Origin of the sequence: Neobacillus niacini (genome assembly GCF_019749295.1) — a bacterium.
Taxonomy (GTDB): Bacteria; Bacillota; Bacilli; order Bacillales; family Cytobacillaceae; genus Neobacillus; species Neobacillus niacini_D.
Map to the genome: position 1 here is coordinate 33740 of NZ_JACWFG010000005.1, position 13428 is coordinate 47167.

Consider the following 13428-nt stretch of genomic DNA (forward strand, 5'->3'; position numbering starts at 1 on the left):
GAATATGGAATTATTAGAGGGAATTAACTGGGGATTGCTTGCACCATTATTTATTATTCAACTTATCTTACTGATTGTATCACTCGTAGATTTATCGCGAATTGAAAAGACTAATGGTCCGAAGCTGCTTTGGGTATTTATTATTATCTTTGTTAATATCATTGGCCCTATTCTTTATTTTGTGATTGGAAGGAGAAATGATTAATGTCACTCATACAAATACAAGGGGTAAAGAAGAGTTTTCAAGGGAATGAAGTGATAAAAGGACTGGACTATAATCTTGAAAAGGGCAAGTGTATTGCCCTCCTTGGACCCAATGGAGCAGGTAAAACGACTACGCTTCGCATGTTATCAGGAATAATGAAGCCTACAAAAGGTTCTATAACATTTAGTGATGCTAAGAAAGACGGTGATATTCGCCACTTAATTGGCTACCTGCCGCAGTTCCCTGTTTTCTATGACTGGATGTCTGGAATTGAATTTCTTCAATATGTAGGCAAACTTGCCGGCTTAACAAATAAAGAAGCGAAGGAGCGTTCTATAGAGCTTCTAGAACTTGTTGGTATCAGTGATGCTAAAAATCGAAGAGTCGGTAAATATTCTGGCGGAATGAAACAAAGGCTCGGAATCGCTCAAGCCATCATTCACCGGCCGCAGTTAGTGATGCTGGATGAACCCGTTTCTGCTTTGGATCCGTTTGGCAGAAGAGAAGTGTTAGAGCTTCTCGAAGGCTTGAAAAAGGAGACAACGATCCTTTTCTCGACACACATTCTTAATGATGCTGAGGAAGTTTGTGATGAAATATTATTTCTACATAATGGTGAAATTGTTGAGTCAGGGACGATGGAGGACTTGCGTGAGCGGCACCAGCAAGCAAAGATAGATTTGATATTCCGCAAAAAAACAGCTGATATGGAAAGCACATTCAAAAATCATACCTTAACTCAATCCATTTTAGTGGATGGAAATCGGATAAGTGTTTTTGTTACAAATGTAGAGCAGGCTAGGAAAGGGTTTTTAAAATTAATTTCTGAAAATGACTGGCAATTGGATAAATTTGAAATAAGCAGTATGACTCTTGAGGATGTATTTATGAAGGTGGTGGGAAAATGAGCCAGTGGATGACGCTATTTCAAAAAGAGATTCTTGAGATGTGGAGAAATTTTAAATGGATCTGGGTTCCTATTACCTTTATCTTATTGGGTGTATCTGAGCCGGTATCGAGTTATTATTTGCCGCAAATCATAAAATCATTTGGCGGACTGCCAGAAGGGGCGATTATTGATATACCGCCTCCAACTGCTGGGGCTGTATTAGCTTCCGGTCTCAGCCAATACTCTACTCTTGGTGTGCTAATTATTGTTCTTAGCACAATGGGTGTTATTGCTGGTGAAAGAAAAAGTGGAGTGGCAGCAATGATTCTTGTAAAACCGGTCTTTTATTTATCTTATGTCACATCGAAATGGGCCGGCAGCCTTTTGCTAGTATGGTTTTCACTATTTATTGGCTATCTATCAACTTGGTATTATACTGGACAGTTATTTGACTGGGTAGCATTTAGCGACTTTCTGCAGTCGTTTGTTTTATATGGGTTATGGCTGACTGTAGTCCTAAGTATTACTGTATTCTTTAGTTCTGCTCTCCTAGCGCCGGGAATGGCGGGTTTTATTTCGTTGGCGCTCACTCTAGTAGTAAGTATTTTCAGCGGTGCACTTTCACATTTACTAGAATGGAGCCCTGCACAATTAACTAGTTATGCAAGTGGATTACTATCGGCAGGTGAACTTCCAGAACATGCTATGCCTGCGAGTATATTATCTATTTTAGTTATTATTCTTCTCCTTTGGTTAAGTGTATTTCTATTTAAGAAAAAAGAGCTGGCAGCGTAATAGAGTAATCCTTTTGGAGAGGCCGAATTTGGCTTCTTTTTTTTCTCTTAATGTGAGAATGATTTAGAGAAAAACTCCTATCATTTTTTTGACCCTAGTTTAATAGACTAAATATAACAGGGAATGATAAGGAGTTTTCAGGATGAAAATACATGATTTTTACCGTGGAAGTGCCAATTTAACCTTTAATGGAAGCATAGCAGCTTTAGTTCCAGCAATATTAATCGGTGTTGGAAATCTATATTTTTTTCAAAATAAGCAGATTATGTTATTAACGATACCTTTTGTTGTTTATAGCATCATCAGTTTTCAAATCTATCTTTTTAAAATGAAACAGTCTATATCAATTGAGAAAAATATGACTCAATCGCAAAACTATTATCAAAATATATTTGAAGCCAGGCATCTTGTAGTTGTTTTCATGAACCACCAGCAGCCCTGTGTGCATCTCTATTTTCCTGATGGACACCATGCAGGAATGATAAAGTTGTATAAGCAAAAAGGCATATTTCAGTTTAGAAGACCTAGAATATATGCGCTTTATAATAACTTAGAACAGACTGTGGGCTTTTATAAAATTAAGAAATTGAAACGATTAAACATTGAGGTTTATGATCAAAATATGAACTTTGCAGGCTGTTATGAAAAAGAAAAGATATCCTGGTTGAAAAATAAGAAAGAAATGATAGATGAGAATGGACTTTTCATTGGCGCAGTAGAAGGGTCTGCATATTATATGGATGAATGTGTTTACAATCAAACAAGGCAGCAGGTTGGACGGCTGAGACGGGGGTGGATGCCTGTTGAATGGAGCAGGTTATTCCCTGAAGCCAATACGCCCGTTCTTACACTTTCAGAAAATTTAACAGAAAAGGACAAGCTCTTAAGGATGTCCTTTTTGATTAATGAATTTTTTATTGAGAGGTAAGGCAGTGTTATTCTTGCTAAATATTTGATAGAATTAGGTATCAAAATTGCGGAGGTTTTTATCGTGTTAATTGATTTAATTAAAGGCCATGGTTCAGGAAATGATTTTCTTTTAATAGATGAAATATCCAATCCTTATTCTTTTTCTGAAGCTGAGAGAGCAGAGCTGGCTAGCTTGTTATGTAACCGAAATTTAGATTTGGGAGCAGATGGGATTCTTTTTATTATGGAAAGCGATCATGCCGACGGAAGAATGAGGGTATTTAACAGTGATGGCTCCGAGGCATCAATGTGCGGGAACGGACTTCGGTTAGTTGCCAGGTATGTTTGTGAAATGAAAGGCCTCAGTGAAGGTGTTATTGAAACGATGAAGGCTGATTTAAAAGTGAGTAAACAGCAAGATATCTTTCCCGCTGTGACCACCTACCAAGTAGAAATCTCACCGGTTTCATTTTTAGTGAGTGATTTGCCATTGAAACTAAATGAACCAAACTTAATAAATGGAAAAATTCCAGAGCTGTCACAGGAGTTAACGTTTTCAGCACTCGCAGTTCCCAATCCACATTTAATCTCGGTAGTGGATACTGAGCAATTGAAATCCGGCGTACAAAAGCAAGTTAGTGAAAAAGTGAATCAACCCAATGATTTATTTCCTGATGGGGTCAATGTCAGCTTTGTTAAATCATTGGAAGAGGGAAGTATTTATGTAAATACTTTTGAACGCGGGGTAGGCTTCACAAATGCTTGTGGTACAGCAATGTCAGCATCCTCGCTAGTAACATGTCTACAAGGGTTAAATGATGTAGAAGAAATTATTAATGTCTATAATAACGGTGGAAAAGTGCAATGTGTTGTTCACGAAAACGATGAGGATTACTACATTGATTTGATTGGAAATGCAACGTATCTATACCAAGCACAGGTTGATGTTGATTTAGATGGTAGAACCTTTGCCGTACGTTCAAAGGAAGACTTTTCCGAGCAGAAAACCTACGAAAAACTACAGGCAGAAGCTCAAGCCTATCTAAAGGTTAATGGATTGTAAAATTGTTGGTCAAGGTCACATAGAAAATCTATGTGACCTTGACTATTTTTTTGCCTTTAATACTTCTAACACGGGTTCGAAGGCTTGGATAGATTTTGTTTGGAAATAATTTTTAAATGGATCTCCTTGTTTACGAATTCGATTCAAGGCAGTTTCCATCGTGAAGTGGACAGGATTCAGTTTATCGGTTACTTCCTCCCAATACAATGGTGTAGCAACCCCGGCATGTTCATTTCCTCTCATAGAATAAGGAGCCACAATGGTTTTCCCTTCACTATGCTGGACATAGTCAACGTAAAGTCTGTTTCCGCGATTTTTTTTCATTCGTTCGATGGTAAACGAATCTGGATCCTTTGAAATCAAATAATCAGCAATGAAACTTGTAAACAAACGTGTATCTTCAAAGGAAAATACATTCTCTGGCAGAGGCAAATAAATTTGTAATCCTTTATTTCCAGATGTCTTTACAAATCCAATTAGATTTAATTGATCTAGGACCTCTTTGATTAACAAAGCTGCTTTTACCGCCAAGTGAAACTCCTCCTTTGAAGGAGGATCCAAATCAAAGACAATCTCACTTGCGCCCTTACTGTGAATGGTCTGGAAAGGGATATGAAATTCAATCGCCAGTTGATTTCCGAGCCAAATAAGTGTTTTTAAATTGTTACAAACGATATAGTCAATTCCTTCATCCTGATGTGTCTCAACAAAATCAGGCGCATAGTCTGGACAATTTTTTTGATAAAAGGGATCACCGAACATTCCATGTGGGTAGCGAATAACTGTTAAGATTCTGTTTTCTAAAAAAGGCAGCATATAGGGAGATATTTCCCTTAAGTACAGAATGAAATCAGCCTTTTGGATATCCTGGTTTTTCCAGAGCGGCTTATCGGGATGGGTAATATCCAAATCCTCGGGTAAGTTCTTTTGCTTAAAAATAAATTGTTCATATGTACATTCATCAGGCTTTAAATCAAAGCGGAAGGAATGAAAATGGGGTTCACGCATTTGGTTCTCGTAAAGTTCAAGATATTTAACTTCTAAACAAATAGCTGGTTCAACATAGATAAATTGCTGGTCTTCACTAACCATATTTTGTTTTATGGTACTTTGAAGGGCTGACTTTTCATCAGGTTTAAAGCCAAACAGAACCTGCCCAATGCCATGTATTTTCCCTTCCTTATAAACACCCACATAAAAATAACCGTTTGCCTTTTCGTAAGCAGTTATAAAACAGGAAACATATTTCCAATTTTTATATTTCAACCATTGTAGAGACCTCTTACCTTCCTCCCAAAGACTATTTTTATGCTTAGCAATGATTCCTTCCCCATCCTGTAACACCACATTTTCCCATAATTTATGAAAATCCGTTTGGGCTTCTACAAGCTGCAGCAAGTTTCCACTATAGGGATCTGCTTCAATAGGAAGACTAAGTTCATTGAATAGCTGAATTAGCTCATCCTTGCGTTTATCGAAAGGCTTGGAATTCATCGGTTTACCAGCCAATATAAGGATGTCAAAAACCATTAGCCGGCAAGGTGATTTTGCTGCTTGTTCAGCAATTTTTTTAGCAGCTTTCATTCTGCCGCGAACTTGAATGGCAGAAAAGTTGGCCTTATATGGACTTTCAAGAAAAACTAACTCTCCATCTAACCGAAGTGGAAGAAAGGGCTGAAATAACTCTTCTTTAGACCCTAGGTAATCCTTTATTTCCGGGAACTGCGCGAGTAATGGCTTATCATTTCTGCTCGTCAAGGTTATCCCGCTATGATCCCAATTTAAAATGGCGCGAAACCCATCATATTTAACCTCGTACAGCCAATCAGGTTGAATACTTAAATCAAAGGTTAGCGTTGGCAGCATCGGTTTCATTTGTTAATTTCCTTTCTTTTTCTTTATTTTGTTTCAAACAACCTTGATTCATCCTTTTACCAATTGTTTTTAGGAATTTCTTTTAAAAGAAAACCCAAAATAATAACAAAAAGATTGGAGAATTACGCGATGCATACGATGTGGAAAGGCAGCATTAGTTTTGGGCTGGTAAATATTCCAATAAAGCTTCATACGGCCACTGAGGATAAAGACATTAAACTTCGGACTTTGCATAATAAATGCCATGCACCAATTAAATATGAAAAGATATGCACGGTATGTGAACAGGAAGTGAAGCCAGAGGACATCGTTAAGGCATATGAATATACAAAAGGGAAATTTGTTGTGCTAGACCATGAGGACCTTGAGAAGCTTCGTAAGGAAAATGAGGAGAAGGCTGTAGAAATTATTGATTTTGTCAAAATGGATGAAATTGATCCTATCTATTTCGATCGCAGTTACTATATGTCCCCAAATGAAGGCGGGGGAAAAGCATACTCGTTACTGCGAAAAGCACTTCAGGAATCACAGAAAGTAGGACTGGCAAAAATCATTATTCGTTCAAAAGAGCAAATGGCTGTTATTCGTGTCTATGACAATACATTAGTTATGGAAACCATTCATTTTCCTGATGAAGTTCGCCGTGCTGCAGATGTCCCGAATGTCCCCGCAGACGATAAAGTTACTGATAAAGAATTAGATACGGCAATCATGTTAATTGATCAGTTAACAACTGAATTTGAGCCTGAAAAATACACAGATGAATATCGAACAGCATTACTCGAATTAATTGAATCAAAACGTACTGGACAAGAAACGGTGACACCAACAGCAAAAGAGACACCTTCAAATGTTACTGACTTAATGGCCGCTTTACAGGCTTCGATTGATAGGACCAAGCCAAGGAGTGAGGCTGGTGGAAGGAAAGAACCTGCACAAAAAACGGAAACAGGTACTAAGATAGAAAGCATTCCGAAGAAAACAGCTGCGAAGAAGGAAACGATAGCCAAAAAACCAGCAGCACCAAGAAAAAAGGCTGCACCAAAAGTAAAGAAGGAAGCATAAAAAGAAACCGATTCGATGAACTCGAGTCGGTTCTTTGTTGAGTAGTAGTCTTAAACCCCATGGTACTTTCAATCCAATTTCCAGCATATTATTATGGAAGAATTTAAAATATAAAGATGCACGGGGGAGAGGCAATGGCTTATAATGTGCTTTTGTTTGCAGATCCTGGAATTGATGATTCTTTTGCCATTATGTATGCATTATTAAATCCAGATATAAATATTGTCGGAATTGTCAGTGGATATGGGAATACACCTAAAGAGCAATCGTTAGAAAATACTGCTTATTTACTTAACTTAGCGGGGAGAGAGGATATACCTATTATTGCTGGAGCAGCTGGTCCATTGTCTGGTGAAACTGTTCAGTATTATCCTGAAATACATGGGCCGGAAGGGCTTGGTCCAATTAAACCGCCTGACACTTTTAAATATACAAAGGTTCATGACTTTAACAAAATTTTAGAAATCATAAATGAATATAAGGGTAACTTAATTGTTGTCAATGTTGGCAGATTGACCGAGTTAGCGCTCATGTTTATTTTATATGGAGATGGAGCTTTAAAGGATGTAAATGCTTTTTATATAATGGGCGGTGCGTTTTTGGTTCCAGGAAATATTACGGCTGAAGCAGAAGCTAATTTTTATTCCGATCCGATTGCAGCACGTATTGTAATGGAAAAAGCACGTAATATTTATTTATTTCCTTTAAACGTTACGAATAAAGCCATCATTACCCCGGAAGTAATCGATATACTTAATCAAAATAGTCCTACCCCTTTTAGGCCGTTACTTAAACCTGCCTTTGATTATTACTTCAAGGCCTATCAAAAAAATATACCCGGAATAAAAGGTGCCCCTTTGCATGATGTGATACCATTAATGGCGATAACAAATCCTGAGATTGTAAAGTATATTCCTAGAAGAGTACGGGTGGAGGAATTTGGAGATGCGAAAGGGAAAAGTATCGCTGATTTCCGTCCAAAGCCAGACAAAGAACCGGCAGTAACCTTAGATTATATAGGTATGGAAGCAGATATTGAGAAATTCATTATCAACTTAATGGATTCATTTTTAAAAGGAGATTTTGGAAAAAAATAATTTTGTATAATTATTTATTGTAGCTTGCTAGTATGCTATACTGTAAAATTAATTGACTTTTAGAGGAATTAAGAGTATGATAAAGATACGCTTTTAAGTTCGTGTAAATATTTATTGGTTTAAAGTAGTCGTAACTGCACGATATGTGGGTGATGTCTATTGCCCTGTTGTGTATTGCGACTTTTTGATTTTTTAAATGGTTATTAACTTAAAGTGAACAAATCTTTGGGGGTACTATTCATGAATAACGGTAAAGTAAAATGGTTTAATGCAGAAAAAGGTTTTGGATTTATCGAAGCAGACGGCGGTCAAGATGTATTCGTACACTTCTCTGCTATCCAATCAGAGGGCTTCAAGACTTTAGAAGAAGGTCAATCAGTTTCTTTTGAAATCGTTGAAGGCGCTCGTGGACCACAAGCTTCTAACGTAAAAGCTGTTTAATTTATTTGAAAAATAAAAGGTGGTGCAGTGATAAGGCATCACCTTTTTATTTATAAAGATGATTTTTGCCTTTTAGCTTAAATAAAGTATTAAGAAACAGTCTTGCAAAAAGTACAAGGGGTGATCATTTTGGCGTTTGGTAGAAGAAATGATGAAGAAGTAAAACTTGAAGAAACTAAAATTTGGGAATGTAATTCAGAAAAATGTAAATGCTGGATTCGCGACAATTTTAAGAGCACTGAAGTTCCCCTCTGTCCAATATGCAAAAGCGAAATGAGTCAATCAACAAAAGAACTACAAGTAATTCATAACCATAGCAAAAACTTCATGTAATATTTGCTGTGTTAATGGTAACTGTTGATTTTATAACACTGTTGATTTTTGCGGAAGGCGCGAGACTCCTGCAGGAGGACGGGACAGGGGAGACCCCGCAGACGCTTTAGCGTCGAGGAGGCTTCCCGAACCGCCTGCGGAAAGCGAAGCGCCTGGAGCACAAATTAACAGCCCAGTTTAACACAGCCATAAGGAAAGCAGGGGAAATTAATCCCCTGCTTTTTCTAATGAATTCAAGTTCTCTTTACAATAATTAAATACTAATAATTCTTCATCTTCTTCTAGTTCAAAGTCTAAAACCTTATCACTTCCTCTTTCATAAAGATGATAATTGGAAATTCTAGGTCCATTGTCATCGACTACAAAAAGTACTCTTATTCCAATTCCCATATCAGAAAAGAGTTCATCCTCTTCTTCTACATCTATTTCAATAAAAAATTCATAACGGTCTCCGCTTAATAAGCCGAATGGATCTACAAGTTTTTCAACTGTATGACCAGTAATATTCAATGAAATCATCCTTTGCTAAATAATTTACCTTTTATATTATATACATAATTCAAGAGTAATTAGAAATAAATGACACCATACACCAATAAATTGTTATCAAAATATGGATGATTTTTATGAATTAAATGTGAACTCTCTGAAATTTAATATTTATTTAATAACTATAAAGTAAAATTGAGTTATAAGCAGTATGAGAGATATTTCTCGGTGTTAACAATCATACATAATTGTGAATACTTTCACAATGAATGAAAAAGGGAGGCATTTTTCAATGTCTAAAGACAGTCCTGTGAAAAATTTATTAGCTAATAAAATGCAGCGTAGGACATTTTTGAAGTGGTCGGGCGCAATTGGAGTCCCAGTTATCGCCGGCGGTGTAGGCACCAAATTGTTGATTGATAATCAAAAGGTAGAAAAAACAGCTAGTGCAAGCGATTGGGATAAAGTCGTTTCTACGTGCAGTATCAATAACTGTGGAGGACGCTGCGTCATTAAAGCATATGTAAAAGATGGGGTGGTTGTAAGAGTGGCTACTGACACCCAGGAAAGCGGAGATCCTTCAATCCCTCCTCTTAGAGCCTGTGTTCGTGGAAGGAATTATCGTAATTTACTGTATCATCCAGACCGTCTTAAGTATCCAATGAAACGTGTCGGCAAACGTGGTGAAGGAAAGTTCGAAAGAATTTCTTGGGAGGAAGCGATTGAAACGATTGCCTCCGAGATAAAACGGATTGGGGAAACATATGGCCCAGAATCAAGATATGTTAATTACGCCTCTGGACAGAGCTGGGGACTCCACGGCGGCAGGAACTCTGCTAGAAAGGTATTAGCACTAACAGGCGGGTACTTAAATTATCGAAATGACTATAGTTCAGGTGCAGGGAATGTAGCAACTCCTTATACGTATGGAACGAACAATTCAGGGAGCAGCTTTGATTCCTTGTTACACTCTAAATACATTATCCTTTGGGGGCAAAATCCATCTGAGATGATTTTCTCAACCCCTTATCGTGAATATTTAATGCAAGCAAAGAAAAACGGAGCAAAAATCATATTAATTGATCCTAGGTATACGGATACAGCTATTGCATTTGCAGACGAGTGGATTCCAATTAAGCCAACAACTGATAATGCGATGATGGATGCTATGGGCTATGTTATCGTAACAGAGAATTTACATGATCAAGAATTCCTTGATAAGTATTGTGTTGGCTTTGACGGTGACCATATGCCAGATGGTATAGCACCTCAAGAGTCTGTTAAAAGCTATCTCATGGGTGAAAAAGATGGTGTAGCGAAGACACCTGAGTGGGCAGCAAAGATTTGTGGTGTACCAGCAGATAAAATTCGTGAAATTGCAAGAAACTATGCCACTATTAAGCCTGCCGCTCTCATTCAGGGCTGGGCGGCCCAACGTCAGGCATATGGAGAGCAATTTATGCGTGGAGGAGCTCAATTAGCCTGTTTAACAGGGAATGTTGGAAAATTAGGAGGCTGGGCTGCAGGAACGGGTTACTGGAGCAGAGCTGATATTGTTTATCCATTTAAAGTTGAAAATCCAGTGAAGGCTTCCATCCCTTGCTTCTTATGGACAAAGGCAGTTGAACAAGGTACCGAGATGACAGCTGAAGATGGTCTTCAAGGAACAGATAAATTAACCACCAATATAAAACTAATCTTTAATATGGCCGGGAATATGCTCGTTAACCAGCACTCAGATATTAATAAAACAACAAGTCTATTAGAAGACGAAAGCAAAGTAGAATTTATCTGTGTCAGTGATTTATTTATGACACCTAGTGCTAAATATGCTGATATTGTTTTACCAGGAACAACCTTTTTTGAAAGATATGATATAGGGGTGCCTTGGTGTTTTGGAGATTACGTCGTTTTTGGTGATAAAACGATTGATCCTCTTTATGAATGTCGAAATGAGTATGATGTATTTACTGAGGTTGCAGATAAATTAGGAGTTAAAGACCAATTTACTGAAGGTAAGACTATTCTTGATTTAGTAAAAGACAGTGTAAAAAGAACGCGCGAAGAGCTCGATCCAAACTTTCCAACGTTTGAAGAGTTCCGGGAAAAAGGTGTCCACCATTTTAAATTTGATGAACCACTCGTGGGTTTTAAAGCCCAGATTGATGATCTCGAGAAAAATCCTTTTGAAACACCTTCTGGAAAAATTGAATTATTCTCTAAGACTCTCTGGGATATGAATCAGCGAGAGGAGATACCAGCTATTGCCAAATATATTTCTTCATGGGAAGGCCCGGAAGACCCATTAATTGAAAAGTATCCATTGCAGCTTATCAGTTGGCACTATAAGCGTAGATGTCACTCCACCTATGATAATATGCCTTGGCTTGAGGAAGCAGCAAAGCAAGAAATGTGGTTAAATCCTAAAGATGCTGACAAGCGTGGTATCAAAGATGGGGATAAAGTTCAAGTATTTAATGACCGTGGCAGCTTGTTGATTGATGTAAAAGTAACGACAAGGATTACACCTGGTGTTGCTGGAATTCCTCAAGGTGCCTGGTATACGCCTGATAAAGCGGGTACAGACCAACGGGGCTCAATAAATGTATTAACGTCACAGCGTCCGACACCATTAGCTAAATCAAATCCTCAATTAACGAATCTTGTAGAAGTGAAAAAGCATAAGGAGTGAATATCTTGGGTCAAATAGGGTTTTATATCAATCAAAGTATCTGTCAGGGTTGTAAGGCCTGCAATGTGGCTTGTAAAGATAAAAATAATACAGAAGTTGGGATAAACTTTCGAAGGGTTTATACAAAAGAAGAAGGCTCTTATATACAGCAGCCAAATGGCGGAATCCTTCATAATGTAAAGTCGTACTACTTTTCAATTGCCTGTAATCATTGCAAACAACCTGCATGTCTCAAAAGCTGCCCGACTGGCGCGATTGTAAAACGAGAGGAGGATGGAGTTGTTACCATCGATCAGGAAATTTGTGCAGGAGCCCAATTATGTGTAAGTGCTTGTCCGTATGGCGGGCCTCAGTATAACAAAGAGACTTTTAAATCGAATAAATGTAATTTTTGTATTGACCTTCAGGAAAAAGGGGAAGACCCTGTTTGTGTAGCGACATGTCCATTAGGAGCCATTGAATATGGACCGATAGAAGAACTTCGAAAAAAATACGGTAACATTAGACAAATTAAAGGAATGCCAAGTCCTTCTATTACGAATCCAAACATTGTCATCACGCCTCACCGAGACGCAAAGTTAGGATAAGTAAGACTTCAAAAATGAGTGGTGAAAAAGATGTCCATTCTTGTAAATTGGCTGGAGAGCCTCCATGAAGAAATGAAAGTTTCCTCTAGATGTGTTAGAGAGCGGAACCGGAAGGCCACTTGCGGTTTCTGTGTACAGACCTGTAAGCAGAATGCTTTTGAAATAAAGGATCACCTTCTCATCCTTGATACAAATAAGTGTACAATGTGCGGTGAATGTATGCTTGCATGCCCGTTATCTGCTATAGAGGGTGTTTTAAGTAATCGTGTCTTTGATGGAGGCAGCCTCGTTTTTAATTACAATTATGTGCCTTCCATAAAAGAATTGCTCATTTACAAAAAAAGAGGGATGACATCCATTCAAGTTTCTCAACAGCCATTATCCAAAGAATGGAAAACAGTGGTATCTCAGTCGAATGATTACTTACAAATGTTGGATGAAGATTCAATTGAAGTAGTTCAAAAAGTAAAGGAAGAAGTACTATCAAGGAGAGCTTTTTTTGGCTCATTTCAAAAAGAAGGAAAACAACTGGCAAAGAGCATGGCACCTGCAGCATGGAAGATGAAGCAGGATGACTGGAAGATAACAAGATATTATCCGGATTATCAATTTTTCACGGTCCAGTTAAACAAAGAGAAATGTACACTTTGCCAGGCTTGCTTTGCCCTCTGTCCTGAAAACGTATTTCAAATAAAGAACAATAAACTAGTCATTCAAAATGAAAAATGTGTGAATTGCACGTCTTGTACCGATGTTTGCCCAGAAAATACAATTGAGATTATACTAGATGTTAAAAGTATAAAAGATAGTCAAGAAAATGTTCATCTGAAGGCTTGTATAGTTTGTGAACATCCGTTTTACACTTTTAATGTGGAAAATGAGAAATGCCCTGTCTGTGCTAATCGAGATTCTGATTGGTTAAGCCCATATTAGAACAAACCCTAATATCACCATTATAGATTTTGTTCCATTTGGACAAATTAAAGCC

14 protein-coding genes are annotated in these 13428 nt (G+C 37.7%); 12 read left to right on the plus strand and 2 right to left on the minus strand.

Features of this window, described 5'->3' with window-relative positions:
* The first annotated feature begins 4 nt into the window (after positions 1-4).
* The 5 genes from H0184_RS08965 to dapF all read left to right on the plus strand — a co-directional run bounded on the left by H0184_RS08965 (position 5) and on the right by dapF (position 3861).
* Positions 5-205 carry a PLDc N-terminal domain-containing protein gene (locus tag H0184_RS08965; RefSeq protein ID WP_221823577.1) on the plus strand — a complete coding sequence of 67 codons (201 nt, stop codon included), beginning with the start codon at positions 5-7 and terminating at the stop codon, positions 203-205.
* Entirely contained in the window at positions 205-1113 is a 909-nt protein-coding gene (locus tag H0184_RS08970; RefSeq protein WP_221823579.1) for an ABC transporter ATP-binding protein, read from the plus strand. The genes H0184_RS08965 and H0184_RS08970 overlap by 1 nt, the downstream gene beginning before the upstream one ends.
* Positions 1110-1889 carry an ABC transporter permease gene (locus tag H0184_RS08975; protein WP_221823581.1) on the plus strand — a complete coding sequence of 260 codons (780 nt, stop codon included), beginning with the start codon at positions 1110-1112 and terminating at the stop codon, positions 1887-1889. Before H0184_RS08970 ends, H0184_RS08975 begins: the two co-directional genes overlap by 4 nt.
* A 142-nt stretch (positions 1890-2031) precedes the next feature.
* Positions 2032-2817 (plus strand): hypothetical protein, encoded by a 786-nt coding sequence (locus tag H0184_RS08980; RefSeq protein WP_221823583.1) that lies wholly within the window; start codon positions 2032-2034, stop codon positions 2815-2817.
* Positions 2818-2880: 63 nt separating this feature from the next.
* Positions 2881-3861 (plus strand): diaminopimelate epimerase, encoded by a 981-nt coding sequence (gene dapF / locus H0184_RS08985; protein ID WP_221823586.1) that lies wholly within the window; start codon positions 2881-2883, stop codon positions 3859-3861.
* Positions 3862-3903: 42 nt separating this feature from the next.
* Here dapF and H0184_RS08990 read toward each other — a convergent pair whose 3' ends face one another.
* Positions 3904-5736 carry a DNA ligase D gene (locus tag H0184_RS08990; protein ID WP_221823588.1) on the minus strand — a complete coding sequence of 611 codons (1833 nt, stop codon included), beginning with the start codon at positions 5734-5736 and terminating at the stop codon, positions 3904-3906.
* A 129-nt stretch (positions 5737-5865) separates the two neighbouring features.
* Between H0184_RS08990 and ku the strand changes: the two genes are divergently transcribed.
* The 4 genes from ku (at position 5866) to H0184_RS09010 (ending at position 8672) form a co-directional block, all read left to right on the plus strand.
* Positions 5866-6801: a non-homologous end joining protein Ku gene (gene ku / locus H0184_RS08995; protein WP_221823590.1), complete on the plus strand. Its 936-nt coding sequence runs from the start codon at positions 5866-5868 to the stop codon at positions 6799-6801.
* Between the two features lie 134 nt (positions 6802-6935).
* Entirely contained in the window at positions 6936-7898 is a 963-nt protein-coding gene (locus tag H0184_RS09000; protein WP_221823593.1) for a nucleoside hydrolase, read from the plus strand.
* Positions 7899-8138: 240 nt separating this feature from the next.
* A complete protein-coding gene (locus H0184_RS09005) occupies positions 8139-8339 on the plus strand; it encodes a cold-shock protein (RefSeq protein WP_132094519.1) in 201 nt (66 codons plus the stop codon).
* 129 nt (positions 8340-8468) lie between these two features.
* Positions 8469-8672, plus strand: a complete 204-nt coding sequence (locus H0184_RS09010; protein WP_179292646.1) for a cold-shock protein — start codon at positions 8469-8471, stop codon at positions 8670-8672.
* Positions 8673-8879: 207 nt separating this feature from the next.
* Here the strand turns inward: H0184_RS09010 and H0184_RS09015 are convergent, their stop codons facing one another.
* Positions 8880-9191, minus strand: coding sequence for a DUF6509 family protein (locus H0184_RS09015; protein WP_221823594.1), 312 nt, complete (start codon positions 9189-9191; stop codon positions 8880-8882).
* Between the two features lie 262 nt (positions 9192-9453).
* Between H0184_RS09015 and H0184_RS09020 the strand changes: the two genes are divergently transcribed.
* From H0184_RS09020 to H0184_RS09030, 3 genes are read left to right on the plus strand one after another with little or no spacing between them, the layout of a single operon-like run.
* Positions 9454-11853, plus strand: a complete 2400-nt coding sequence (locus H0184_RS09020; RefSeq protein WP_260631507.1) for a DMSO/selenate family reductase complex A subunit — start codon at positions 9454-9456, stop codon at positions 11851-11853.
* Positions 11854-11858: 5 nt separating this feature from the next.
* Entirely contained in the window at positions 11859-12440 is a 582-nt protein-coding gene (locus H0184_RS09025) for a DMSO/selenate family reductase complex B subunit (RefSeq protein WP_221823596.1), read from the plus strand.
* Between the two features lie 30 nt (positions 12441-12470).
* Entirely contained in the window at positions 12471-13373 is a 903-nt protein-coding gene (locus H0184_RS09030) for a 4Fe-4S binding protein (protein ID WP_221823597.1), read from the plus strand.
* Positions 13374-13428: the final 55 nt, after the last annotated feature.

Excerpts from the sequence above, each read along its gene's own strand:
- H0184_RS08975 (WP_221823581.1), top strand. The coding sequence starts at position 1,110 with ATGAGCCAGTGGATGACGCTATTTCAAAAAGAGATTCTTGAGATGTGG.
- H0184_RS09015 (WP_221823594.1), bottom strand. The coding sequence starts at position 9,191 with ATGATTTCATTGAATATTACTGGTCATACAGTTGAAAAACTTGTAGAT.
- H0184_RS08970 (WP_221823579.1), top strand. The coding sequence starts at position 205 with ATGTCACTCATACAAATACAAGGGGTAAAGAAGAGTTTTCAAGGGAAT.
- H0184_RS08980 (WP_221823583.1), top strand. The coding sequence starts at position 2,032 with ATGAAAATACATGATTTTTACCGTGGAAGTGCCAATTTAACCTTTAAT.
- ku (WP_221823590.1), top strand. The coding sequence starts at position 5,866 with ATGCATACGATGTGGAAAGGCAGCATTAGTTTTGGGCTGGTAAATATT.
- H0184_RS08990 (WP_221823588.1), bottom strand. The coding sequence starts at position 5,736 with ATGAAACCGATGCTGCCAACGCTAACCTTTGATTTAAGTATTCAACCT.
- H0184_RS08965 (WP_221823577.1), top strand. The coding sequence starts at position 5 with ATGGAATTATTAGAGGGAATTAACTGGGGATTGCTTGCACCATTATTT.
- H0184_RS09000 (WP_221823593.1), top strand. The coding sequence starts at position 6,936 with ATGGCTTATAATGTGCTTTTGTTTGCAGATCCTGGAATTGATGATTCT.
- H0184_RS09020 (WP_260631507.1), top strand. The coding sequence starts at position 9,454 with ATGTCTAAAGACAGTCCTGTGAAAAATTTATTAGCTAATAAAATGCAG.
- H0184_RS09005 (WP_132094519.1), top strand. The coding sequence starts at position 8,139 with ATGAATAACGGTAAAGTAAAATGGTTTAATGCAGAAAAAGGTTTTGGA.
- H0184_RS09030 (WP_221823597.1), top strand. The coding sequence starts at position 12,471 with ATGTCCATTCTTGTAAATTGGCTGGAGAGCCTCCATGAAGAAATGAAA.